The sequence below is a fragment of the Serratia sp. Ser99 genome, assembly GCF_024519545.1.
In the GTDB taxonomy this organism is placed as follows: Bacteria; Pseudomonadota; Gammaproteobacteria; order Enterobacterales; family Enterobacteriaceae; genus Serratia; species Serratia liquefaciens.
Genome location: NZ_JALJRT010000012.1, coordinates 77,897 through 101,603, shown reverse-complemented (window position 1 = coordinate 101,603; position 23,707 = coordinate 77,897). Strand labels below are relative to the sequence as shown.

Sequence of the window (23,707 nt, the reverse complement as noted above, 5' to 3'; positions counted from 1 at the left end):
TTATCCCCCGCTGACGGATGCTGCATCTCAACGGGTTGCCCAGCAGCGGTAGCGGTATTGGAAGAAATTGCGCCCAACAAAAAGGGCGCTGCATTGATCCAGCGCCCTTCCGATGATGATGAATAGAGTGAATCAGGCCGCGACCGGACGCACACCCAGCGTATGGCAAATGGCGTAGCTCATCTCGGCACGGTTGAGCGTATAGAAGTGGAAATCCTTTACCCCTTCGCGGCTGAGGATCTTCACCATATCCATCGCGATATTGGCGCCGACCATTTTGCGGGTTTCCGCGTCGTCATCCAGCCCTTCAAACATGCTGGTCATCCAGCTCGGTACGCGTACGTTGGTCATGGTGGCAAAACGCTGCAGCTGCTTGAAGTTGGATACCGGCAGAATGCCCGGGACGATTTCCACATCAATGCCGGTAGCGACGCAACGATCGCGGAAGCGCAGGTAGCTTTCCACATCGAAAAAGAACTGGGTAATCGCCCGGTTGGCGCCGGCATCGATTTTACGTTTCAGGTTTATCAGGTCCGCCTGCGGGCTTTTCGCTTCCGGATGCACTTCAGGGTAAGCGGCAACCGAGATATCGAAATCGCCAACCTCCTTCAGCAAGGCCACCAAATCGGTCGCGTACATGTCCGGCTTGCCGCTGCCCGGTGGCAAGTCGCCACGCAGTGCCACTATATGCCGGATGCCGCTGTTCCAGTAATCGGTCGCAATCTCACGCAGCTGAGCCGGGCTGGCATCGATGCAGGTCAGGTGTGGGGCCGCATCCAGACCGGTGCGATCCTTAATCCCTTTGATGATGCTGTGGGTGCGATCGCGCTCGCCGGAGTTAGCGCCATAGGTCACGGAAACAAATTTTGGCTTCAGGCTGCTCAGGCGGTCAATGGATTGCCACAGGGTGTCTTCCATCTCGCTGGTGCGCGGCGGGAAGAATTCAAATGATACGTTAATCTGGCCGTTTAACTCCGCCAGACTCTGATTCAGCGCTTCCCGCTGGTTTGCGTGGAAAAAACTCATACCCTGCCCGCCTCTTATCGATCGCTGTTCTGCTTGTTTTGATAAGCGTCTATACGTTTAGACGTCTAGATAGAAAATGCCGTATGTTGGCTAAAGAGTCAACAGGAAAGTGAGGGGAATACGATGATTAATCCTCACCCGTTAAGAGAAGGAATTTCATGTTCGCAACACAGAGAATTATGGCAGGAAAACGAGGGGCGCGACGGATGCGCGCCCACAAGAAAATTAAAGCAGCTGCGCCAAACGGTTAAGGTCTGACTGGATCGCCCCGGCAGTAACGTCGCGCCCGGCCCCGGGTCCACGGATAACCAGCGGATTGTCACGATACCAGCGGCTTTCGATAGCGAATACGTTATCACAAGGCAGCAACGACGCCAGCGGGTGCTCAGGGCGGACCGCTTCAACACCGACCCGCGCCTTGCCGTTGGCATCGAAACGCGCTACATGGCGCAGCACCAGCCCCATTTCACTGGCGGCCTCAAAGCGCTGCAGCATCTGTTGGTTCAACGCATCGCCATTTTCAAAGAACTGATCCACGGAGCCAAGCTCTGCGCCCGCAGGCACCAGCGACTCCACCCGCACCTGATTCGGCTCAATGTCGTAGCCCGCTTCGCGCGCCAGGATCACCAGCTTGCGCATCACATCCTGACCAGAGAGATCGACGCGGGGATCCGGTTCTGTCAGCCCCTGTTGCCAGGCCTGATCCACCAGGTCGGTGAACGGCACCGTGCCGTCGAACTGCAGGAACAGCCAGGACAGCGTACCGGAGAAGATGCCGCTAATGGCCAGAATGCTGTCACCACTGTCGCGCAGATCGCGTACCGTATGGTTGACCGGCAGACCGGCACCGACGGTAGCGTTATACAGCCAGTGGCGGCCGGTCTTGGCAAAGGCATCGCGAATTTGGCGATAGTTGGCGCTGCACGACGCTCCCGCCAGTTTGTTGGCGCTGATCACATGGAAACCGTAGCTGGCGAAGTCCAGATACTGCTCGGCCAGATTTTCACTGGCGGTCACGTCCAGCACCACCAGATCGTCAAACGGGTGCGCGCGCATCCACAAGAACAACGACTCCTCGTCCAGTTCCTGCGCTTCGTCCTCGAAGAAGGCCAATACGCGGCTGGCGTCCAGCCCGTCGTAATTGAGCAGGCTGCGGCGACTGTCCACCACGCCCGCCAGGCTGAATTCGAAGCCGCTGCGGGCGGAGATGTTTTTCTGCTCGCGGGCAAACAGCTCCAGCCAGCGTGCGCCGATATTGCCTTTGCCGAACAGCACCAGACCAATACGTTTTTCAGCGCGGAACAGGGTCTGATGCAGGCCCTGGATCAGCAGCGCGGTTGGCCCCTGACGCAGCACCGCCACCATGCTGATGCCGTCTTCAGCCTGCCAGATAAACTCTACCGGCTGGTCTTTCAGTTGCTGATAGAAGCGATGGCTGTGCAGCGGGTTTTTACAAACGCCGGCACCTACCAGCGCCACCAGCGCCAAGCCTTCGCGCAGTTGCAGCTCACCCGGCAGCCCCGCGTTTTGCAGCGTGTGCAGGACGCTGTTCACCACTTCGGAGGTGTAGCACAGCTGAACCAGACTGCGGTCCGGATGAACCCCTACCGCCAACGGTTTGATCTGCGCGCGCTTAAGCACCAAATCCAACTCTTGCTGCGCCAGTTTAAAATCATGCTGACTGGCAACCTGCAGCTCAATCAAACACACGTCGTCATGGCTGGTGACGATCTTCGCACCGGTGCCCGAGGCCAGCACGCGTTCGATACGCGTTGAACCCTGTTCCGGCTGATAACTGCAACGCAGTTGAAGATCGATATCGCTGCCGGATACCGGCTGCAAAGTACGGGTGTGCAGCACCGGAGCCGCCAAACGCGCCAGTTCACTGGCTTCGTCCAGGCGCAGCAGCGGCAGCAGGCAGGCGTCTTTCACCTTGCGGGGATCGGCGCTGTAGACCCCAGCCACGTCGCTCCAGATGGTCACGCGCTCCGCACCGGCCAACGCACCGACCTGCGTGGCGGAATAGTCACTGCCGTTACGCCCTAACAGCACGGTTTCACCGGCGTCATTGCGTGAAATAAAACCGGTCACCACCAGGCGTTTGCCCGGATGCTGTGCCAGCAATTGTTGCAGCAGAGGATAAGAACGGCCTTCATCAACCTGCGGCTGGGCAGCACGTTCCGCCCGCAGGAAATCGCGCGCGTCCAACCAGGCCGCCTGCATATCCAGCTTGTTCAGTACCGCCGCCATCAGGCGCGCCGACCAGATCTCGCCGTGGCCAACCACCTCGGCATAGATGACGTCGTCGAGCTTTTCGTCCAGCAACACGGCCAGACGCTCCAGATCCTGAATAAACTCGGCGATCAAGGGTTCAGCGGTTTCCGGCGGTAACAGACCGCTAATCAAATCGCTGTGATAACGACGCAGCGTCTGCTGAACCTGATGCGCAGAAAGGCGATCGCTCTGACTAAGCTTCAGCCAGCTAATCAGTTGGTTGGTGGTGCTGCCGGCAGCCGACACCACCATCATGTCGCCTGGCTGGCTGTATTCGGCCATGATCCCGGCCACCCGCAGATAACACTTCACGTCCGCCAGGCTGCTGCCGCCAAACTTGTGCAGTTGACGCCCGCTCACCGGCCCTGCTACCGCAATTGCATTCATGCTTACCTCGTTGCCGCCGCCTGGAAGGCACGTTCCAGATCGGCAATCAAATCTTCACTGTCTTCAATACCCACGGAGATACGCAGCAGGCTCTCGGAAATACCGGCCGCCGCACGGGCTTCTGCCGCCATACCTGCATGGGTCATGGTCGCTGCATGCGAGATCAGGCTTTCTACGCCGCCCAACGATTCTGCCAGAGTAAACAGCTCAAGGGCAGACAGAAAACGGCGCAATAGCGCTTCATCACCGTCCAGTTCAAAGCTGAGCATCGCGCCAAAACCGCGTTGCTGACGACGTGCAATCTCGTGCCCAGGGTTCTGTGGCAGAGAAGGATGATACAGCTTTTTCACCAAGGGTTGCTGCTGTAAATAACTGACAATAGCTTCGGCGTTTTGTTGCGCCGCCTTGATACGCGGCGACAGGGTACGCATGCCGCGCAGCAACAAATAGCTGTCGAACGCGCCGCCGGTCACGCCGATATTATTGGCCCACCACGCCAGCTCCACCGCCAGATCTTTATCTTTGGCGATCACCGCACCGGCGACCACGTCGGAATGGCCGTTAAGATATTTGGTGCAGGAATGCACCACCAGATCGGCACCCAGCCCGATGGGCTGCTGCAGCGCCGGGCTGAGGAAGGTGTTGTCCACCACCGTCAAGGCCCCCACTGCGTGTGCCGCATCGCATATCGCCGCAATATCCACCACGCGCAGCAGCGGGTTGCTTGGACTTTCAATCAGCACCAGCTTGGGCTTTTGCGCCAATGCCTGCTGCAGCGCCTCTTCATTCCCCTGATCGACAAACAGCACGCGGTAAGCGCCACGCTTGCTGAGGCTATCGAACAACCGGTAGCTGCCGCCGTAGCAATCATGCGGCGCCACCAGCAGATCGCCGGGCTGCAGCAATACGGTGGTCACCAGATGGATCGCCGACATCCCGCTGCTGGTCATCACCGCACCGGCACCGCCTTCCAGTTCCGCCAGCGCACGCTGGACCACGTCACGCGTCGGGTTACCGCGGCGCGAGTAGTCATGAGCGCGAGGCTGATTGAAGTCGGTAAAATTATAGGTGCTGGAAAGGTGGATCGGCGGAACAACGCAGCCGTACTGTTCGTCATCGTTCAGGCCGCTACGTACGGCAATCGTGGCAGGTTTACGCGTCATAGGGTCGCTCGGCTCTCGGGATTCGGATGAATGAGGCCTAAAGATTAATCGCAGCGAGGATAGACGTCAACACATCTGGACATCTAAACTTCTTTGCGTATAGATTGAGCAATGCCCTAATACCCGCTAAAATTATGCCGGTTTGATATGACGATACGATGTTAACCCGGAATGCATAGGCGACACCTATTGATCGTCCGCATTCAGTGACCCTGGTCGCGTATAATTGACATTTATTTAGTGAGAACAGTGAAGATCGGGCATAATTGGCCGGTTTTTAGAATTTTGTAATTTTTCTGACAAATTTAAGGTGTCCCATGGCTGAGTGGAACGGCGAGTATGTCAGCCCTTACGCTGAACACGGTAAAAAAAGCGAGCAAGTCAAAAAGATCACGGTATCCATTCCGCTGAAGGTCCTGAAAATCCTCACCGATGAACGGACCCGTCGCCAGGTCAATAACCTGCGCCACGCCACCAACAGCGAATTGCTGTGTGAAGCGTTTCTGCACGCCTTTACCGGCCAGCCGCTGCCGAACGACGAAGACCTGCGCAAAGAACGCAGCGATGAAATCCCGGAAGCCGCGAAGCTGTTGATGCGTGAATTGGGTGTGGATCCCGATACCTGGGAATACTAAGCGCCGGTCTGCGAAAGCAGACGGTAGAAACGAAAAAAGGCGCCGAAGGCGCCTTTTTCATCTGACGATAAGAAATCTTATTTCTTAGCGCCTGGCACGCTGAAACGCTTGTTGAAGCGGTCAACGCGGCCACCGGTAGCAACGTCACGCTGCTTGCCAGTGTAGAACGGGTGGCATTCGCCACAAACGTCCAGGTTCAGATCGTGACCCACGGTAGAGCGGATTTTGATCACGTTACCGCAAGAGCAGTTAGCAGTAACTTCTTCGTATTTTGGGTGGATACCTTGTTTCATGGGAAACCTCAGTTAAGGCCGTGTCGCTATCCAGCCCTGTTTCGCCAGACACCACACGTGGTTGATAATAAAATTTGGTATCGAATTATACCAAAGGCGGCAAATTATACAGAATTAAAAGTACCACGCAATCGGAACCGTACATTTGCCGATGCGCCGTGTAAACTGATGGACTGTTTTTTTACTCTGGATGACCTCAATGCCTGTTGTTCACGTTGCTTTGCCGGTACCCCTCGCCCGCACCTTCGACTATCTGCTGCCGCAAGGCCTGCAGCCTGCGGTCGGCGCGCGCGTAGGCGTTCCCTGGGGCAAGCAGCGGACGATCGGTATCGTCACCGGATGCAGCGAAACCAGCGAATTGCCGCTGGATAAGCTCAAACCGATCGACAGCGTGATCGACGACGCCTCCTTATTTTCCTCCAGCCTGTGGCGTATTCTTCGCTGGGCCAGCGACTATTACCATTACCCGATCGGCGAAGTGCTGTTCCACGCGCTGCCCATCCTGCTGCGTCAGGGGAAAGCGGCGGAAACGGCCCCGCTGTGGCAATGGTTCGCGACCGAACAGGGCCGCGCCACGCCGCCGGAAAGCCTGAAGCGCGCCCCCAAACAACAGCAGGCGCTGGCGGCATTGCTGCAACGCCCGGTTTATCGCCACCAGGTCAATGAACTGGCGTTAACCGAGAACGCTTTGCAGGCCTTGCGCACCAAGGGGCTGGTCGATTTACGGGCCCAAACGGTAGCAACGCAAGACTGGCGGCCAGGCTTTGAAGTGCTGGGCGAACGGTTACGATTGAACACCGAGCAGGCAACCGCCGTGGGTGCCATCCGCAGCGAAGATACTCAGTTCGCCGCCTGGCTGCTGGCCGGGGTCACCGGCTCCGGCAAAACCGAGGTCTATCTCAGCGTGCTGGAAAACATTCTGGCTGCCGGCAAACAGGCGCTGGTGCTGGTGCCGGAAATCGGCCTGACGCCGCAAACCATCGCCCGCTTTCGCGAACGCTTCAATGCGCCGGTAGAGGTGCTGCACTCCGGTCTTAACGACAGCGAACGGCTGTCGGTGTGGTTGCGCGCCCGCAGCGGCGAAGCAGCGATTGTCATCGGCACCCGCTCGGCGCTGTTTACCCCGTTTGCACGCCTGGGCGTGATCATCATCGACGAAGAGCACGACAGCTCTTATAAACAGCAGGAAGGCTGGCGCTACCACGCACGCGATCTGGCGGTGTTTCGCGCCCGCGAGGAAAACATCCCGATGGTGATGGGCTCCGCGACACCGGCGCTGGAAACGTTGCACAACGTGCAATTGGGCAAATATCGCCAGTTGAAACTCACCCAGCGTGCGGGCAACGCCAAACCGGCGGCTCAGCACCTGATCGATCTGAAAGGCCTGCCGCTGAAGGTGGGGTTGTCGCAGCCGTTGCTGAAAAGCATGCAGCACCATTTGAAGGCCGGTAACCAGGTGATGCTGTTCCTTAACCGTCGTGGCTACGCCCCGGCGTTGCTGTGTCACGAATGCGGCTGGATTGCCGAATGCCAGCGCTGCGATCATTACTACACCTTCCACCAAAACCAACGTCAACTGCGCTGCCACCACTGCGACAGCCAGCGCCCGGTACCGCACCAGTGTCCGCAGTGCGGTTCGACGCACCTGGTGTCGGTGGGCGTCGGCACCGAACAGTTGGAAAACGAACTGGCGCCGCTGTTCCCGGAAACGCCCATCACCCGCATCGATCGCGACACCACCAGCCGCAAGGGCTCGCTGGAACAGCACCTGGCGGATATTCACCGCGGCGGAGCGCGTATTTTGATCGGTACCCAGATGCTGGCAAAAGGGCACCATTTCCCGGATGTCACGCTGGTGGCCTTGCTGGACGTTGACGGTGCGCTGTTCTCGGCCGACTTCCGTTCCGCCGAGCGTTTTGCCCAGTTGTATACCCAGGTTTCCGGTCGTGCCGGCCGGGCAGGTAAAGCCGGCGAAGTGTTGCTGCAAACCCATCATCCGGAACATCCGCTGCTGCAAATTCTGTTGCAACAGGGCTACGACGCCTTTGCCAAACAGACGCTGGCAGAGCGCAACAGCGTATTCCTGCCACCCTATACCAGCCACATCATTGTCCGTTCGGAAGATCACGATAACCAACAGGCTCCGCAATTCCTGCAGCAATTGCGCAATCTGCTGGAGGCCAGCCCGCTGAAGGACGATTCCCTGTGGGTGATGGGGCCGGTTCCCGCGCTGCAGTCAAAACGCGGCGGCCGTTTTCGTTGGCAGTTGCTGTTGCAGCACCCTTCACGGCAGGTGTTACAACGGTTGATGAAGAGCACCTTGCCGTTAGTCGGTACCTTGCCGCAGGCACGCAAGGTGAAATGGACGCTGGACATCGACCCGATAGACAGCTGAACCCAGAAAAGTCTGATTCAGTTCCTGCCAGGCAAACGTTTACCCTTGAAATTGCGAGCGAACGCTAAAAAACCTCCTCAGGTCACACTTTTTATGCAAATTAGGTAACAAAGGCAGGACATATTCTGTTTAGAATGTCTGTGAAGGCAATTTTGTCACCGCTGCACTACCGTGACCGAATGTTTAAGCGCGGATGGCGCTAAATCATAACAACTCCACCGCACGCCAGAATTTGTGAGCAAACTGAAGTAGTCGCGTTGGCATGGGGCTAACGCAAGGAGAAAGGCGTTGGAACACAAGAAAGAATTATCCATGGCAACCATGAAAGACGTTGCCGAAATGGCGGGCGTTTCAACGGCAACCGTGTCGCGTGCGTTGATGAATCCGGAAAAGGTGTCAACGCCGACGCGTCAGAAAGTGGAACAGGCCGTGCTGGCCGTAGGCTATTCTCCTCATGCCCTCTCCCGTAATATCAAACGCAACGAATCCCGCACCATCCTGGTGATCGTCCCCGACATTTGCGATCCCTTTTTCGCCGATGTGATCCAGGGGATCGAGCAAACTGCGGCACAACAGGGTTATCTGGTGCTGATTGGCGACTGCGCGCAACAAAACCAACAGGAACGCACCTTCGTCAATTTGATTATCACCAAGCAAATCGATGGCATGCTGCTGCTCGGCTCCAACCTGCCGTTCGACGCCAGCAAGGAAGAACAACGCAATCTGCCGCCGATGGTGATGGCCAACGAGTTTGCCCCGGAGCTGGAACTGCCGACGGTACACATCGACAACCTGACCGCCGCCTTCGAGGCCGTGCATTATTTACATCAGCTCGGACACAAGCAAATCGCCTGTGTCGCCGGGCCTGAACAGATGCCGTTGAGCCATTATCGGCTGCAAGGTTACATTCAGGCGCTACGTCGTAATGGCATTAGCGTCGAAAGCAGCTATATTACCCGAGGTGATTTCACCTACGAAGCTGGCGCTCAGGCGCTGGCGGCGCTAATGGCGCAACCAAAACCACCGACGGCAGTCTTCTGCCATAGCGACGTAATGGCGATTGGCGTGCTGTCGCAGGCGAAAAAAATGGGGCTGCGGGTACCGCAGGACCTCTCCATCGTTGGCTTTGACGACATTAAACTGGCCCAGTATTGCGATCCGCCGTTAACCACGGTGGCTCAACCGCGCTACCAGATTGGCCAGCAGGCAATGCTGTTGCTGTTGGAGCAGTTGCACGGACAGAACGTGGCCAGCGGCTCCCGGCTTTTGGACAGTGAATTGATTATCAGAGGCAGCACGGCTGCCCCTAAACGCTAGTCAAACATTTTAGGGTTCAGTAACATGACGGACTTATCCCCTCATCAGGACACAGCGGAATAATAGTGGCACAAAAAGACTATGTAAGCCGTGGGCGCGCAGCAGGAGCTAAGCGAAAAACCCCCAGCCGTAAAAAACGCAGTTCTCCGAAGGTCTCCAAAACCGTGTTGGCGCTGGCCGTCGCACTTCTGGTGATATTTGTCGGTGGCCTCTATTTCATTACGCACAACAAGCCGGATGACGTGCCGCTGCTGCCTGCGCACACCAATCGTCCGGGCAACGGCCTACCGCCGAAGCCGGAAGAACGTTGGCGTTATATCAAAGAGCTGGAGAATCGCCAGATTGGCGTACAAACCCCGACCGAACCGACGGCCGGCGGCGAAGCCAACTCCAAGACTCAGCTGACCGCCGAGCAGCGCCAACTGCTGGATCAAATGCAGGCGGATATGCAACAGCGCCCGACGCAGCTCAATGAAGTGCCGTATAACGACCCTTCACAGGCCGCTGCGCGTAACAACCGCCAGCAGCAACAGCAGATGCAACAGCAGCCAATCCAGCAGCAACAGGTCCAACAGCAGCCGCAGGTGACTCAGCCGCGTAATCCATTTAACAACGGTGCGACGACACAGCCAGTGCAGCAACAGCCTAAGCCGCAACCCAAACCGCAGCCGGTCACACCGCCGCCTGCGCAGGTTAAGCATCCTGAGCCAAAACCGCAGCCGAAGCCGGAAGTGAAACAGGAAACGGCCAAGCAGGAAACGGAAACCAAGCCAGAATCGAAACAGAAGTGGATGGTGCAGTGCGGCTCGTTCCGCGCCACCGATCAGGCAGAATCCGTACGTGCGCGCCTGGCGTTTGAAGGCATCGAAAGCCGTATCACCGCCGGCGGAGGCTGGAATCGCGTGGTACTTGGCCCATACAGCAGCCGGGCTGCTGCGGACAAAACCCTGTCGCGCCTGAAGGGCGTAGGCATGTCAAGTTGCATTCCCCTCTCCGTTGGGGGTTGAAAAGCGTCAATCCCCCCCCATCTATACTCTCAATATGCCTCGTAGTGTCTGCGCAAGCAGATGCTGCGAGGGCTTCTTTCCGTCTTCAACGAGGGTCTGCTCGTGACAACAATTGTAAGCGTACGCCGCAACGGCCAGGTAGTGATCGGTGGCGATGGCCAGGCCACCTTGGGCAATACGGTAATGAAGGGCAACGTCAAGAAAGTACGTCGCCTGTATAACGATAAAGTGATTGCCGGTTTTGCCGGTGGCACCGCGGATGCCTTCACGCTATTTGAGCTGTTCGAGCGCAAGCTGGAAATGCACCAGGGTCACCTGGTGAAAGCAGCCGTTGAATTGGCGAAAGACTGGCGTACCGACCGCATGCTGCGCAAGCTCGAAGCGCTGCTGGCCGTCGCGGATGAAAACTCATCGCTGATCATCACCGGTAACGGTGACGTGATCCAGCCTGAAAACGATTTGATTGCGATTGGCTCCGGCGGTCCGTACGCCCAGGCAGCCGCTCGTGCGATGTTGGAAAATACCGAGCTGAGCGCCCGCGAAATTGTTGATAAATCCCTCAACATCGCCGGTGACATCTGTATTTACACCAACCATTTCCACACCATTGAAGAATTGCCTTCCAAAGCGTAAGGATCGAATACTATGTCTGAAATGACCCCGCGCGAGATCGTCAGCGAACTGGACAGCTACATTATTGGCCAGAACAAAGCCAAACGTGCCGTTGCCATCGCCCTGCGTAACCGCTGGCGCCGGATGCAGCTCAACGAGATGCTGCGCCATGAAGTCACGCCAAAGAACATTCTGATGATCGGCCCGACCGGCGTCGGTAAAACCGAAATCGCCCGCCGTCTGGCGAAGCTGGCCAACGCGCCGTTCATCAAGGTTGAAGCCACCAAGTTCACCGAAGTGGGCTACGTCGGTAAAGAAGTGGATTCCATCATCCGCGATCTGACCGATGCCGCGATCAAAATGGTGCGCCTGCAGTCAATCGACAAGAACCGCACCCGCGCCGAAGAGCTGGCCGAAGAGCGTATCCTCGATGTGCTGATCCCGCCGGCCAAGAACAACTGGGGCCAGGCGGAAGAGCATCAAGAGCCTTCTGCTGCACGTCAGGCATTCCGCAAGAAACTGCGTGAAGGCCAGTTGGACGATAAAGAAATCGAGATCGATCTGGCTGCCGCGCCGATGGGCGTGGAGATCATGGCTCCTCCGGGCATGGAAGAGATGACCAACCAGCTGCAGTCGATGTTCCAGAACCTCGGCGGCCAAAAGCAGAAACCACGCAAGCTGAAGATTAAAGAAGCCTTCAAACTGCTGGTGGAAGAAGAAGCGGCCAAACTGGTGAACCCGGAAGAGCTGAAAGAACAGGCGATTGAAGCGGTTGAACAGCACGGCATCGTGTTTATCGACGAGATCGACAAAATCTGTAAGCGCGGTGGCCAGAGCTCCGGCCCGGACGTGTCACGTGAAGGCGTGCAGCGCGATCTGCTGCCGCTGGTGGAAGGCTGTACCGTCTCCACCAAGCACGGCATGGTGAAAACCGATCACATTCTGTTTATCGCCTCCGGCGCATTCCAGACCGCCAGCCCGTCAGATTTGATCCCGGAACTGCAGGGCCGCCTGCCGATCCGCGTTGAATTGCAGGCGCTGACCACCGAAGATTTCGAGCGCATCCTGACCGAGCCAAGCGCGTCGCTGACCGAGCAGTACAAAGCGCTGATGGGTACCGAAGGCGTCAATATCGACTTCACCGCCGATGGCATCCGCCGCATCGCAGAAGCCGCATGGCAGGTTAACGAAAGCACCGAAAACATCGGCGCGCGTCGTTTGCACACCGTGCTTGAGCGTCTGATGGAAGATATTTCCTATGATGCGAGTGAAATTAATGGTCAATCCATTACAATTGATGCGGATTACGTACGTAATCATCTGGATGAACTGGTAGCGGATGAAGATTTGAGTCGTTTTATCCTATAATCGCTCAATCATGTCCAGTCAGTCATCTGTGGGAGGCATTGCCTCCTACAATTATTTCTAACGGACACAGCCACTAACTCTGAAGCGAAAAATGAGCTCATCAACTACCACCTCCCCGGCCAGAGCCTGGCTTGAAAGTTTACGACCGCGCACCCTGCCGCTGGCCTTTGCCTCGATCGTCGTCGGTTCCGCCATTGCCGCCTGGCAAGGCAGTCTGAAACCCGGCGTGGCGCTGCTGGCACTCCTGACTGCTGGCCTGCTGCAAATCCTCTCCAACCTGGCGAACGACTATGGCGATGCGGTAAAAGGCAGCGATAAAGAAGATCGCATCGGGCCGTTGCGCGGCATGCAGAAAGGCATGATCACCCAGGCACAAATGAAGCGCGCGCTGGTGGTGACGGTAGTATTGATCGCGATTGCCGGCTGTTCATTGATCGCCGTGGCCTGCGAACAACCCAGCGACGTGGTGGGCTTCCTGGTGCTGGGCGGGCTGTCTATCGTCGCCGCCATTACCTATACCGTCGGCACCAAACCCTATGGCTATCTGGGGCTGGGTGACATTTCGGTGCTGGTGTTCTTCGGCTGGCTGAGCGTAGCGGGCACCTACTACCTGCAAACCCATGCGTTCGACAGTATCGTGATGTTGCCGGCCACGGCCTGCGGCCTGCTGGCTACCGCGGTGCTGAACATCAATAATTTGCGCGATATCGAAAGCGACCGCGCCAACGGCAAAAATACGCTGGCGGTACGCCTTGGGCCACAGAATGCACGCTATTACCACGTGGCGCTGCTGATCGGCGCAGTAGCCTGCTTCGCGCTGTTCACGCTGCTTAACCTGCATAGTCCGTGGGGCTGGCTGTTTGTCCTGGCTATCCCGTTACTGGTGCGCCACGGCCTGCGCGTGTTACGCGATCCAACGCCGGCAGGCATGCGCCCGATGCTGGAACATATGGTCAAAGCGGCGCTGTTGGCCAATGTGTTGTTCGCGATTGGCGTGGTGCTCAGTTAGCCATCGAACTGATGATTTTGCCAACAGGGCGGATAAAGGGATATACTGGTTATTCCAGCGGCAAACAGACGTAAAATCCTATGAAATACGATACTTCCGAACTTTGCGACATCTATCATGAAGAGGTAAACGTTGTTGAACCTCTATTCTCCAATTTTGGCGGGCGTACTTCATTTGGCGGGCAAATCACTACGGTGAAATGCTTTGAGGATAACGGCCTGTTATTCGAGCTGCTTGAAGAAAACGGTCGCGGCCGTGTTCTGGTGATTGATGGCGGTGGTTCGGTTCGCCGTGCCCTGATCAACGCAGAACTGGCGCGCCTGGCTACCCAGAACGAATGGGAAGGCATCGTGGTTTACGGTGCGGTACGCCAGGTGGACGATCTGGAAGAACTGGACATCGGCATTCAGGCGATGGCGGCCATTCCGGTCGGCGCAGCCAGTGAAAGCATCGGCGAAAGCGACATCCGCGTAAACTTTGGCGGCGTGACCTTCTTCTCCGGCGATCATCTGTATGCCGACAACACCGGTATTATTCTGTCCGAAGACCCGCTCGATATAGAGTAATCTTCCGACATGAAAAAGGGCGCCTCAGGCGCCCTTTTCGATCGTGCAATACGGAATCAGACTTCTTCCATTTTGCCCAACAGCGCGCGCAGGCGGTCTTGCCATACGTGCTGCTCTTCTTTCAGTTGCTGGTTCTCGCGTACCAGCGATTCCTGGTTGCCGGAGGCAGCCTGAACTTCCTGAGACAGAGTATTGTTTTTTTCTTTCAGCTCTTCAATTTCCATCTGCAGCAGGGTGATGGTATCGATCGCCTGCTGAACTTTTGATTCCAATTTCTCAAATACTTCAAATGACATTCTTCAGTCCCCTCATGATAGCAAGGCGTACATCTATAGGTAACGGCCGCAACTCAGGTTGCAACTGCTGCGAATATGCATCGCGCCAAGTGACACACGCTTTTATTGAAAATAACGCGCCTGTCTCGATAAAACGCTTCTTTCGATAAAAACGATTGTAAGTAGCCTGTCCCCGGCTGTCTAGCAACATCCGGCTCATCGCGCAGTCTGTTGCAATTTTCCTGCCCCCACCATCAGCAAAAACCGAAAATGCCTCTCGGTCATAAATTGATTTGTTAACAGTCGGGGATAAAAGCACTGGTCAGATCACAGTTTTATGGAGCAGAAAGAACACAAAACGACGCGAATTCGCTCAATTTTATGACGAAGCACACACATTTTGATTTCGCTATTTCTCGTTTATGTTCGTTAACGATAAATTTACATCACGTCCTCAATTAATAATTGGACGAGATGAAAAAAACTGTACCCCTAGGACGGATCGATACACCTTCCGAGCCTATAAACCTATAACCGCCGTTTTGCAGGACAACAACATTATGAGCCAAACCACCAGTCCGACCCTAAAAGGCCAGTGCATCGCTGAGTTCCTCGGCACCGGTCTGTTGATCTTTTTTGGCGTAGGCTGCGTTGCCGCGCTGAAACTGGCAGGCGCCAGCTTCGGCCAATGGGAAATCAGTATCATTTGGGGCCTGGGCGTCGCCATGGCCATCTATCTGACCGCTGCCATCTCCGGCGCGCACCTCAACCCGGCCGTGACCATTGCGCTGTGGTTGTTCGCCTGCTTTGACGGACGCAAAGTACTGCCTTACATTGTTGCGCAGATCGCCGGAGCCTTCTGTGCAGCAGCCCTGGTCTACGGGTTGTACTACAACCTGTTCTTCGATTTCGAAGCGGCCAATCATATGGTACGCGGCAGCGACGAAAGCCTGGCCCTGGCCGGCATCTTCTCTACCTACCCGAATGCGCACATTTCCGTTGGCCAGGCGTTCCTGGTTGAAACGGTCATTACCGCAATCCTGATGTGCCTGATCCTAGCACTGACCGATGACGGCAACGGCATCCCGCGCGGCCCGTTGGCCCCGCTGTTGATCGGTATTCTGATTGCCGTGATCGGCGCCTCTATGGGACCATTAACCGGCTTTGCGCTGAACCCGGCGCGTGACTTCGGCCCGAAAATGTTCGCTTATCTGGCCGGCTGGGGCAAAGTGGCCTTCACCGGTGCACGTGATATTCCGTACTTCCTGGTGCCAATCTTTGGTCCAATCATCGGTGCCTGCCTGGGTGCCTTCGGCTACCGCATGCTCATTGGCCGCAATCTACCGTGTGACGTTTGTGTAGACGAAGAACAACCCGCCGCCAAGGCCCAGCAGCGTAAAGCGTGATTGGCACAGTTTTAAAACGGTTAACAACAGCAGGACTAAGATCATGACTGTAGAAAAAAAATACATTGTTGCTCTCGACCAGGGTACCACCAGTTCACGTGCCGTAGTGCTCGACCACGATGCCAACATTGTTGCGGTATCCCAGCGCGAGTTCACGCAGATTTACCCAAAAGCCGGCTGGGTTGAGCATGATCCTATGGAGATCTGGTCATCACAGAGCTCCACGCTGGTGGAAGTGCTGGCGAAAGCCGATATCAATTCCGATCAGATCGCCGGTATCGGCATCACCAACCAGCGTGAAACCACCATCGTCTGGGAAAAAGAGACCGGCAAACCGATTTACAACGCCATCGTCTGGCAATGCCGCCGCACCGCCGACATCTGCGAAAAGCTCAAACGTGACGGCCTGGAAGAATACATCCGGCACAACACCGGCCTGGTGGTTGACCCGTACTTCTCCGGCACCAAGGTAAAATGGATCCTCGACAACGTTGAAGGCGCCCGCGAACGCGCCAAACGCGGCGAGCTGCTGTTCGGTACCGTCGATACCTGGCTGGTGTGGAAAATGACCCAAGGGCGGGTGCATGTGACCGATTACACCAACGCCTCACGTACCATGATGTTCAACATCCATGAGCTGGATTGGGATGACCGCATGCTGGAAGCGCTGGATATCCCACGCGCCATGCTGCCTAAAGTCCGTCCTTCTTCTGAAGTGTATGGCCAGACCAACATCGGTGGTAAAGGCGGTACGCGTATTCCTATCGCCGGTATCGCCGGTGACCAGCAGGCGGCGCTGTACGGCCAGCTGTGCGTTCAACCGGGCATGGCGAAAAACACCTACGGAACCGGCTGCTTCCTGCTGATGAACACCGGTAAAGAAGCGGTACGCTCCAGCCACGGCCTGTTGACCACCATCGCCTGCGGCCCACGCGGCGAAGTGAATTACGCGCTGGAAGGTGCTGTGTTCATCGGCGGTGCTTCTATCCAGTGGTTGCGCGACGAACTGAAACTGATCAGCGATGCGGCCGACTCCGAGTACTTCGCCACCAAGGTGAAAGACAGCAACGGCGTGTATGTGGTCCCGGCCTTCACCGGCCTGGGCGCTCCTTACTGGGACCCGTATGCCCGTGGCGCGATCTTCGGCCTGACCCGCGGCGCGAACAGCAACCACATCATCCGTGCAACGCTGGAATCCATTGCGTATCAGACGCGCGACGTGCTGGATGCCATGCAGGCAGACTCCAATACCCGTCTGCAATCGCTGCGTGTGGACGGTGGCGCGGTCGCCAACAACTTCCTGATGCAGTTCCAGTCAGACATCCTCGGTACCCGTGTCGAGCGCCCTGAAGTGCGTGAATCGACTGCGTTGGGTGCCGCATTCCTGGCGGGCCTGGCTATCGGCTACTGGAATGACCTGGATGAAGTGAAGAGCAAGGCGGTTATCGAACGCGAGTTCCGTCCAAGCATTGAAACCACCGAGCGTAACTTCCGTTACAGCGGCTGGAAAAAAGCGGTTGCCCGCGCACAAGCGTGGGAAGAGCACGACTAACGCTGTTTTGCTTGGTTAACCTGATCACGCGCTGCCTTCGGGCGGCGCGTTTTTTTTTGCCCCGCCCCCGCCGTCGCCCGCTGTGATAAACTTTGCCGATATTTTCTTCCTTTCTCACAGACAGGTTTTGCCATGAAACGTGAATTAGCCATCGAATTTTCCCGTGTTACCGAAGCCGCCGCGCTGGCGGGCTACAAATGGCTGGGACGCGGCGACAAAAATGCCGCCGACGGCGCCGCGGTCAACGCAATGCGCATTATGCTCAACAAAGTGGATATCGATGGCCGCATCGTGATCGGCGAAGGCGAAATTGATGAAGCACCGATGCTGTATATCGGCGAGCAGGTCGGCAGCGGTCAGGGCGATGCGGTAGATATCGCGGTCGACCCGATTGAAGGTACCCGCATGACCGCCATGGGCCAGCCCAATGCATTGGCGGTGCTGGCGGTCGGCGATCGCGGCACCTTCCTGCACGCGCCGGACATGTATATGGAAAAACTGGTGGTTGGCCCGGCGGCACGCGGCGCTATCGATCTTAACCTGCCGCTGGCGGAAAATCTGAATAAGGTGGCGGCCTGCCTGGGCAAACCGCTGACTCAACTGACCGTGGTCATTCTGGCCAAGCCGCGTCACGACGGCGTTATCGCCCAGATGCAACAACTCGGGGTTCGCGTATTTGCCATTCCTGACGGTGACGTGGCGGCTTCTATTCTGACCTGTATGCCGGACAGCGAAGTCGACGTGATGTACGGCATCGGCGGCGCGCCTGAAGGGGTGATTTCTGCCGCGGTGATCCGCGCATTGGATGGCGATATGCAGGCTCGCCTGCTGCCACGCCATCAGGTGAAAGGCGACAGCGCCGAAAATCGCCGTATTGGCGAAGAAGAGTTGGCACGCTGCAAAGCGATGGGCATCGAAGCCGGCAAAGTGCTGGTGTTGGATGACATGGCGCGCAACGACAACGTTATTTTCTCCGCAACCGGCATCACCAAGGGCGATCTGTTGGAAGGCATCAGCCGCCAGGGAAATATGGCCACCACGGAAACCCTGCTGATCCGCGGTAAATCACGCACTATCCGCCGCATTCGTTCGACCCATTATCTGGATCGCAAAGATCCGGCGCTGCACGAGTTCCTGCTGTAATGAAACAGGGCGCCGATTGGCGCCCTCAGACTGCTGACAAAGCCCGTTATTAGGGAGAGCGTGCCGATGGGGTCGTAGCGGCTTGCCCGCCGACCCATTTGCCGGGAGCAAATGGGAACGACTTCCAGTCGGCCCGTAGGGTGGGACACAGGGATGTGTCCCATAATGGCCCCTCGGTGCGCTAGGCCCGAGTATCTCGGGTCCACAGACCACTTTGTCATCAAACTCCCTACACATTTTATGCGGTATGGCCCTGATGCTGCATTCGATTCGACAGCGGCCACCAGCACAGCAATATCAGCAGCGCCATGGCAAACATCAGCAGACCGAGGCTGAACTGCCCGGTTTGCGGCAGCATGGCGGAAAGCCAGGTCGCCAAACCAGACCCCATATTCTGCATACCACCGACCAATGCCCCCGCCGCGCCGGCCAGATAGGGGAACGGCTCCATCGCACCGGTGGTGGCCAACGGGAACATCATCCCCGCGCCGAAGAAGAACAGCGCAGCCGGCACAATCAGCGTCCAGATGTTCATCACCCCAAACCAGCCCGGGATCCACATCATCAGACCCGCCAACAGGCAGCTTATAACCGAATGCCACACCAGAGTATGGAATGTTTTACCGTCGCGACCGGCATACCAGGCGCCAAAGAACGCCGCCGGGATCGGCAGAATAAACAGCAGACTGACGGTCAGGCCACTCAGACCCAGCACGCCCCCCATCAACACGCCACAGCTGGCTTCAAATACGGCGATCCCCGCCAGCGCACCAATCAGCATGACCAGATAACAACTGAACGTGCCGTCAGCCAGCAGCTTGCGGAAACTCGCCAACATGCGCCGTTTTTCGGTTTGCGGCGGCCGGGTTTCCGGCAGCCAGCGGAACATGGAGAAGGCTACACCGGCGCACAATACCAACAGGAAGGCATAACAGGCGCGCCAACCAAAGAGCATCGCCAACGCACCGCCGATGATCGGTGCCAGCAGCGGACTCACCAGGATGCCCATATTAAGCAGGCTATTGGCATACCGCAGTGAAGTGCCGGCATACAGGTCGCGCGGCATGGTACGCGCCATCACCCCCGCCACGCCGGTGCCCATCCCCTGAATGGCGCTGGCGGCAACCAGCATCGTCAGGCTGTTGGACAACAGCGCGCCCAGGGCCCCCATCAGGAAGATCATCATCCCGGCCAGGATCACCGGACGGCGGCCTATGCGGTCCGACAACGGGCCGTAAATCAACTGCGAGAACCCGTAGGTCATCAGATACGCCGCCATCACGCGCTGCACTGCGCCGGAGCGCACCGACAGATCCTTGGCGATATCAGCAATAACAGGAACATAAATGGTTTGTGCCATCTGACCGACGGCCACCAACAGGATAAGCATCACCAGCAGGTGAAAGTTTTCTATTTTTCTCATTATCTTCGTTAACGTTTTAACTCGTCACAGCGTCCCGGTATGGCCCCACTTTCAGCCAGAACGGCGAGCAGCCCTCTATGGCGGCATAAGCTAACAAATCTGATTTTTTTAGCGAGTTTCAGACAGATATTGATCTGCGTCACAGTGGCAGCAAAGGCAACCAGCCTCGTAAATTAAACTGTACGTCTACCGCTTAAGGGTTAAAAAGGGTAAATTTTCAGTAGTTTAGCTTTAGCATTTAATCGATAATTATTTTCATCATCTTGAAATAAAATAACACCATAGGGATTTGGATTATGAAGACACCAGAGCTGATTTTGTTGCAGTTAAAAACCCTGGGGCCACACTCTGCCAAAATGCTGGCCGAGCATCTGGATATCACCCCCATGGGCATTCGTCAGCATCTGCAATCCCTGGAAAAACGTGAGCTGGTTTGTTACGAGGAAGCACGAACCAAAGTGGGCCGCCCGACGCGCTACTGGTCACTGACCCATGAAGGCCATAGCCGGTTTGCCGATGACCACGATACGTTAGCGACGGCGTTATTGGGATCCGCTCACCCGCTGTTTGGCGCTGAAGGGGTGGAACAGTTACTCGGCGAGCGCGAAGAAAAGCTTTATCAGCGCTATGCCGAAGAGCTGTCGGAAGAGACCTGTCATCAAGCCAAGCTTGCCCGGCTGGTGCGTCTGCGGCAGCAGGATGGTTATATGGCCGAACTGCTTGAGCATCCGGAGGGCACATTGCTGGTGGAAAACCACTGCCCTATCGGCGTAGCGGCCACCGCCTGCAGCAGCCTGTGCAACTCGGAGCTGCAGCTGTTTCACCGCCTGTTTGGCCATGGCTATCGCATAGAGCGCACTGCGCATGCTATTTCCGGCTCACGACATTGCGCTTATTTGATTCGACCATTGGAGCTTTAGAGTATGGCTGATTGGGTTAATGGCAAGGTTACGCAAGTCAAACAATGGACCGACGGGCTGTTCAGCATTATCGTCGACGCCCCCATAGATCCCTTTATTGCCGGGCAGTTTGCCAAGCTGGCGCTGGAAGTTGACGGGGAACGCGTGCAGCGCGCCTATTCTTACGTCAACGCCCCCAGCGATCCGAATCTGGAGTTTTACCTGGTTACCGTGCCGGAAGGCAAACTGAGCCCACGGCTCAATCAGCTACGGCCGGGTTCGGACGTGATGGTGACCAAAGAGGCCGCCGGATTTTTCGTGCTGGACGAGGTGCCGGAATGCGACACCCTGTGGATGTTGGCCACCGGTACCGCCATCGGCCCTTACCTGTCGATTCTGCAGGAAGGCAAAGGCCTGGAGCGCTTCAAAAACCTGGTGCTGGTGCATGCCGCACGCTTTGCCCGTGACCTCAGCTACCTGCCGCTGATGCAGCAGTTGCAACAGCGTTACAATGGCAAACTGCGCATTCAAACCATCGTCAGCCGTGAAGAAGTCCCTGGCTCGCTGACGGGACGCGTACCCGCGCTGATTGAGGATGGCCGGCTGGAAGCGGCGGTAGGCTTGACCCTCGACGCCGAAACTGACCACGTCATGCTGTGCGGTAACCCGCAAATGGTGCGCGATACCCAGCAAACGCTGAAAGATCAGCGCCAGATGCGCAAGCACCTGCGCCGCAAACCGGGCCATATCACCAGCGAACACTATTGGTAATTGATAGCCTCTGGTTTTAATCCGCGCCGAACTTAACGGGTTTGGCCGGCGGACCAAAACGATTATCCTCGGGCGTGCCGACAAACGCGCCCAAATCGATCATCATCATCACAATGATCAACGTCGGGATAAAACGCCCCACGCCCCACTGCCAAACCGGCGCCAGCATTTGCCAGTTACCCGCCGCCAGCAACCAAGCCACGATCAGTAACAACGCCCACCAACCGGCTTTATTGCGGTCATGCAAACGCTTCACCAGCACCGCCGCCGTTGGCCACAGCAGCCCAACGATAAAAAAGGCGATGGTTTGGATATCCACCAGCTTATTGCTGGCGAGTGAAAAAGCCACCGCCATCAGCACTACCCACAGCACCATCCAAATCCAGAAATCACGCCGCCCAATTCGGCCCTTAAACGAAAAACACCACTGTTGTATTGTCATTGAATCCTGCGTTGTTTGCCTGCCCATATTCTGCCGTGCAGTGTAACATAGGCGCTGCCGGGCGAAGATTTCTGCCCTGCATTACGCGGAGTAACGCACAGCTTTCTTGTCAGCGAGCGATAATGGCGCGGGATCTTTGACACCCCCCTCTGTTCTCGCTTTAATCGGAGCCATCTTTGCCATTGATGCCGTGTATACCATGCTGAGAAAAACCATCGCCATTGCCTGCCTGTTGCTGGGCATCGGCAGCGCCTGGGCCGATCCGCCGGATGCCCCCGCCAACGCTTCGCCTACCGCGCCCTACCTGCTGGCCGGAGCGCCAACGTTTGATCTGACGGTGGTGAAGTTCCGCGAAAAATATAACCGCGATAACCCGACGCTACCGATCGGCGAATTCCGCGCTATTGCCACGACCGAAGACGATACGCCGCTGTTGACGCGCGCTGCCAGCAAGCTAAACGAAAATCTCTATGCCTCAACCGCGCTGGAAAAAGGCACCGGAAAAATCAAAACGCTGCAAATTACCCACCTGCCGCTACAGCAGAGCAACGAAGAAAAAGCCGCTCGCACCATTGCCGTCAGCTATATGGCCGCGTTGATGCGCCAGTTTGAACCGACGCTGACGGTGGAAAAAAGCCTGAGTAAAGTGGCCAACCTGCTGGAAAAAGGCAAAGGCCAGCGCTTTTACCAACAGCAGGTCGGTGCGATCCGCTATGTAGTGGCAGACAACGGCGATAAAGGAGTAACTTTCGCTGTTGAACCGGTTAAGCTGACGTTATCCGAGCCGTAACGGCAGGCTATTTAATGACGAAAAGCAAAGCCTTCGCGCTTAATCATCTCTATACTGTTGGGCAGGTAAACTGCCGGTCCGGCAGTGGTTATTTCGACTCTCGCGTTCCCTTGTTGGAGGAAAAAACATGCGTCATCCATTAGTTATGGGTAACTGGAAGCTTAACGGCAGCACTCACATGGTTAACGAACTGATCGCCGCTCTGCGCAATGAGCTGAGCAGCGTTGACGGCTGTGGCGTCGCTATCGCACCGCCTGTGATGTACCTGGACCAGGCGAAACACGCACTGGCCGGCAGCCGCATTGCTCTGGGCGCTCAAAACGTAGACGTGAACCTGTCCGGCGCATTCACCGGTGAAGTTTCCGCCGACATGCTGAAAGATATCGGTGCGCAATACATCATCATCGGCCACTCCGAGCGTCGTACTTACCACAAAGAAACCGATGCAGCGATCGCCGAGAAATTTGCCGTGCTGAAAAAAGCCGGCCTGATCCCAGTGCTGTGCATCGGTGAAACCGACGCAGAAAACGAAGCGGGTAAAACCGAAGAAGTTTGTGCACGCCAGATCGACGCCGTGCTGAAAACTCAGGGCGCAGAAGCCTTCAAAGGCGCGGTTATCGCTTATGAGCCAATCTGGGCTATCGGTACCGGTAAATCCGCCACCCCTGCGCAGGCTCAGGCAGTACACAAATTTATCCGCGATCACATCGCTAAACAGGACGCTGCAGTAGCTGCAGAAGTGATCATCCAGTACGGCGGTTCTGTGAACGATAAAAATGCCGCCGAGCTGTTCACCCAGCCGGACATCGACGGCGCTCTGGTTGGCGGCGCATCACTGAAAGCCGATGCTTTCGCTGTGATCGTCAAAGCCGCTGCCGCTGCTAAAAAAGCCTGATTTCTTTCTCTGGCTGCTAAATAAAAAACCCCGGCAAGCCGGGGTTTTTTATTATTGTC

The 23,707-nt window shown here is 56.7% G+C and carries 22 protein-coding genes; 15 read left to right on the top strand and 7 right to left on the bottom strand.

Going from position 1 to position 23,707, the window contains the following annotated elements:
* Positions 1-132: 132 nt before the first annotated feature.
* The 3 genes from metF to metB all read right to left on the bottom strand — a co-directional run bounded on the left by metF (position 133) and on the right by metB (position 4,850).
* Positions 133-1,026 (bottom strand): methylenetetrahydrofolate reductase, encoded by an 894-nt coding sequence (gene metF, locus NR114_RS21140; protein WP_020837531.1) that lies wholly within the window; start codon positions 1,024-1,026, stop codon positions 133-135.
* Positions 1,027-1,251: 225 nt separating this feature from the next.
* Positions 1,252-3,687: a bifunctional aspartate kinase/homoserine dehydrogenase II gene (locus NR114_RS21135; protein WP_020837532.1), complete on the bottom strand. Its 2,436-nt coding sequence runs from the start codon at positions 3,685-3,687 to the stop codon at positions 1,252-1,254.
* A 2-nt stretch (positions 3,688-3,689) separates the two neighbouring features.
* Positions 3,690-4,850: a cystathionine gamma-synthase gene (gene metB / locus NR114_RS21130; RefSeq protein WP_020837533.1), complete on the bottom strand. Its 1,161-nt coding sequence runs from the start codon at positions 4,848-4,850 to the stop codon at positions 3,690-3,692.
* A gap of 317 nt (positions 4,851-5,167) precedes the next feature.
* Here metB and metJ point away from each other — a divergent pair, with 317 nt between their 5' ends.
* The gene (metJ, locus tag NR114_RS21125) at positions 5,168-5,485 is read left to right on the top strand and encodes a met regulon transcriptional regulator MetJ (protein ID WP_012147461.1); all 318 of its coding nucleotides are present in this window, start codon (positions 5,168-5,170) and stop codon (positions 5,483-5,485) included.
* A 77-nt stretch (positions 5,486-5,562) separates the two neighbouring features.
* Here metJ and rpmE read toward each other — a convergent pair whose 3' ends face one another.
* A complete protein-coding gene (gene rpmE, locus NR114_RS21120) occupies positions 5,563-5,778 on the bottom strand; it encodes a 50S ribosomal protein L31 (protein WP_012147462.1) in 216 nt (71 codons plus the stop codon).
* Between the two features lie 199 nt (positions 5,779-5,977).
* On the opposite strand from rpmE, the gene priA reads away from it, so the two are divergent.
* The 7 genes from priA (at position 5,978) to rraA (ending at position 14,052) form a co-directional block, all read left to right on the top strand.
* On the top strand, positions 5,978-8,173 hold the full coding sequence (gene priA / locus NR114_RS21115; protein WP_256814477.1) for a primosomal protein N': 2,196 nt from the start codon (positions 5,978-5,980) through the stop codon (positions 8,171-8,173).
* A gap of 288 nt (positions 8,174-8,461) precedes the next feature.
* Positions 8,462-9,490, top strand: a complete 1,029-nt coding sequence (cytR, locus tag NR114_RS21110; RefSeq protein WP_020837535.1) for a DNA-binding transcriptional regulator CytR — start codon at positions 8,462-8,464, stop codon at positions 9,488-9,490.
* A gap of 65 nt (positions 9,491-9,555) precedes the next feature.
* Positions 9,556-10,497 (top strand): cell division protein FtsN, encoded by a 942-nt coding sequence (gene ftsN / locus NR114_RS21105; RefSeq protein WP_020837536.1) that lies wholly within the window; start codon positions 9,556-9,558, stop codon positions 10,495-10,497.
* A gap of 102 nt (positions 10,498-10,599) precedes the next feature.
* Positions 10,600-11,130, top strand: coding sequence for an ATP-dependent protease subunit HslV (hslV, locus tag NR114_RS21100; protein ID WP_012147466.1), 531 nt, complete (start codon positions 10,600-10,602; stop codon positions 11,128-11,130).
* A gap of 12 nt (positions 11,131-11,142) precedes the next feature.
* Positions 11,143-12,477 (top strand): HslU--HslV peptidase ATPase subunit, encoded by a 1,335-nt coding sequence (hslU, locus tag NR114_RS21095; RefSeq protein WP_020837542.1) that lies wholly within the window; start codon positions 11,143-11,145, stop codon positions 12,475-12,477.
* Positions 12,478-12,568: 91 nt separating this feature from the next.
* The gene (locus NR114_RS21090; RefSeq protein WP_020837544.1) at positions 12,569-13,486 is read left to right on the top strand and encodes a 1,4-dihydroxy-2-naphthoate polyprenyltransferase; all 918 of its coding nucleotides are present in this window, start codon (positions 12,569-12,571) and stop codon (positions 13,484-13,486) included.
* Between the two features lie 80 nt (positions 13,487-13,566).
* Positions 13,567-14,052 (top strand): ribonuclease E activity regulator RraA, encoded by a 486-nt coding sequence (gene rraA, locus NR114_RS21085; protein WP_020837546.1) that lies wholly within the window; start codon positions 13,567-13,569, stop codon positions 14,050-14,052.
* Positions 14,053-14,108: 56 nt separating this feature from the next.
* On the opposite strand, the gene zapB is transcribed toward rraA, so the two are convergent.
* On the bottom strand, positions 14,109-14,348 hold the full coding sequence (gene zapB, locus NR114_RS21080) for a septal ring assembly protein ZapB (RefSeq protein ID WP_020837547.1): 240 nt from the start codon (positions 14,346-14,348) through the stop codon (positions 14,109-14,111).
* Between the two features lie 539 nt (positions 14,349-14,887).
* Between zapB and NR114_RS21075 the strand changes: the two genes are divergently transcribed.
* The 3 genes from NR114_RS21075 to glpX all read left to right on the top strand — a co-directional run bounded on the left by NR114_RS21075 (position 14,888) and on the right by glpX (position 18,428).
* Entirely contained in the window at positions 14,888-15,733 is an 846-nt protein-coding gene (locus tag NR114_RS21075) for an MIP/aquaporin family protein (RefSeq protein WP_020837548.1), read from the top strand.
* Between the two features lie 43 nt (positions 15,734-15,776).
* Positions 15,777-17,285, top strand: a complete 1,509-nt coding sequence (glpK, locus tag NR114_RS21070; RefSeq protein WP_020837549.1) for a glycerol kinase GlpK — start codon at positions 15,777-15,779, stop codon at positions 17,283-17,285.
* Between the two features lie 132 nt (positions 17,286-17,417).
* Positions 17,418-18,428, top strand: a complete 1,011-nt coding sequence (gene glpX, locus NR114_RS21065; RefSeq protein WP_020837550.1) for a class II fructose-bisphosphatase — start codon at positions 17,418-17,420, stop codon at positions 18,426-18,428.
* 238 nt (positions 18,429-18,666) lie between these two features.
* On the opposite strand, the gene emrD is transcribed toward glpX, so the two are convergent.
* Positions 18,667-19,851 (bottom strand): multidrug efflux MFS transporter EmrD, encoded by a 1,185-nt coding sequence (emrD, locus tag NR114_RS21060; protein ID WP_046374887.1) that lies wholly within the window; start codon positions 19,849-19,851, stop codon positions 18,667-18,669.
* Positions 19,852-20,147: 296 nt separating this feature from the next.
* Here emrD and NR114_RS21055 point away from each other — a divergent pair, with 296 nt between their 5' ends.
* Together NR114_RS21055 and fpr are read left to right on the top strand one after the other, a co-directional pair.
* The gene (locus NR114_RS21055; RefSeq protein ID WP_256814476.1) at positions 20,148-20,771 is read left to right on the top strand and encodes a metalloregulator ArsR/SmtB family transcription factor; all 624 of its coding nucleotides are present in this window, start codon (positions 20,148-20,150) and stop codon (positions 20,769-20,771) included.
* A gap of 3 nt (positions 20,772-20,774) precedes the next feature.
* Complete coding sequence (gene fpr / locus NR114_RS21050; protein WP_020837557.1) at positions 20,775-21,521, top strand: ferredoxin--NADP(+) reductase; 747 nt, start codon at positions 20,775-20,777, stop codon at positions 21,519-21,521.
* A gap of 16 nt (positions 21,522-21,537) precedes the next feature.
* Here fpr and NR114_RS21045 read toward each other — a convergent pair whose 3' ends face one another.
* A complete protein-coding gene (locus NR114_RS21045; RefSeq protein WP_041415101.1) occupies positions 21,538-21,963 on the bottom strand; it encodes a DUF805 domain-containing protein in 426 nt (141 codons plus the stop codon).
* A gap of 199 nt (positions 21,964-22,162) precedes the next feature.
* On the opposite strand from NR114_RS21045, the gene NR114_RS21040 reads away from it, so the two are divergent.
* Positions 22,163-22,753 (top strand): DUF1454 family protein, encoded by a 591-nt coding sequence (locus tag NR114_RS21040; protein WP_020837562.1) that lies wholly within the window; start codon positions 22,163-22,165, stop codon positions 22,751-22,753.
* 127 nt (positions 22,754-22,880) lie between these two features.
* The gene (gene tpiA / locus NR114_RS21035; protein WP_041415104.1) at positions 22,881-23,648 is read left to right on the top strand and encodes a triose-phosphate isomerase; all 768 of its coding nucleotides are present in this window, start codon (positions 22,881-22,883) and stop codon (positions 23,646-23,648) included.
* Positions 23,649-23,707: the final 59 nt, after the last annotated feature.

What these genes read in the sequence shown, in the direction of transcription:
- tpiA (WP_041415104.1), top strand. Translation starts at nt 22,881, where the DNA reads ATGCGTCATCCATTAGTTATGGGTAACTGGAAGCTTAACGGCAGCACT.
- NR114_RS21135 (WP_020837532.1), bottom strand. Translation starts at nt 3,687, where the DNA reads ATGAATGCAATTGCGGTAGCAGGGCCGGTGAGCGGGCGTCAACTGCAC.
- metJ (WP_012147461.1), top strand. Translation starts at nt 5,168, where the DNA reads ATGGCTGAGTGGAACGGCGAGTATGTCAGCCCTTACGCTGAACACGGT.
- glpX (WP_020837550.1), top strand. Translation starts at nt 17,418, where the DNA reads ATGAAACGTGAATTAGCCATCGAATTTTCCCGTGTTACCGAAGCCGCC.
- priA (WP_256814477.1), top strand. Translation starts at nt 5,978, where the DNA reads ATGCCTGTTGTTCACGTTGCTTTGCCGGTACCCCTCGCCCGCACCTTC.
- NR114_RS21075 (WP_020837548.1), top strand. Translation starts at nt 14,888, where the DNA reads ATGAGCCAAACCACCAGTCCGACCCTAAAAGGCCAGTGCATCGCTGAG.
- rpmE (WP_012147462.1), bottom strand. Translation starts at nt 5,778, where the DNA reads ATGAAACAAGGTATCCACCCAAAATACGAAGAAGTTACTGCTAACTGC.
- metB (WP_020837533.1), bottom strand. Translation starts at nt 4,850, where the DNA reads ATGACGCGTAAACCTGCCACGATTGCCGTACGTAGCGGCCTGAACGAT.
- fpr (WP_020837557.1), top strand. Translation starts at nt 20,775, where the DNA reads ATGGCTGATTGGGTTAATGGCAAGGTTACGCAAGTCAAACAATGGACC.
- glpK (WP_020837549.1), top strand. Translation starts at nt 15,777, where the DNA reads ATGACTGTAGAAAAAAAATACATTGTTGCTCTCGACCAGGGTACCACC.
- NR114_RS21090 (WP_020837544.1), top strand. Translation starts at nt 12,569, where the DNA reads ATGAGCTCATCAACTACCACCTCCCCGGCCAGAGCCTGGCTTGAAAGT.
- rraA (WP_020837546.1), top strand. Translation starts at nt 13,567, where the DNA reads ATGAAATACGATACTTCCGAACTTTGCGACATCTATCATGAAGAGGTA.
- hslU (WP_020837542.1), top strand. Translation starts at nt 11,143, where the DNA reads ATGTCTGAAATGACCCCGCGCGAGATCGTCAGCGAACTGGACAGCTAC.
- NR114_RS21055 (WP_256814476.1), top strand. Translation starts at nt 20,148, where the DNA reads ATGAAGACACCAGAGCTGATTTTGTTGCAGTTAAAAACCCTGGGGCCA.
- emrD (WP_046374887.1), bottom strand. Translation starts at nt 19,851, where the DNA reads ATGAGAAAAATAGAAAACTTTCACCTGCTGGTGATGCTTATCCTGTTG.
- metF (WP_020837531.1), bottom strand. Translation starts at nt 1,026, where the DNA reads ATGAGTTTTTTCCACGCAAACCAGCGGGAAGCGCTGAATCAGAGTCTG.
- NR114_RS21040 (WP_020837562.1), top strand. Translation starts at nt 22,163, where the DNA reads ATGCTGAGAAAAACCATCGCCATTGCCTGCCTGTTGCTGGGCATCGGC.
- NR114_RS21045 (WP_041415101.1), bottom strand. Translation starts at nt 21,963, where the DNA reads ATGACAATACAACAGTGGTGTTTTTCGTTTAAGGGCCGAATTGGGCGG.
- zapB (WP_020837547.1), bottom strand. Translation starts at nt 14,348, where the DNA reads ATGTCATTTGAAGTATTTGAGAAATTGGAATCAAAAGTTCAGCAGGCG.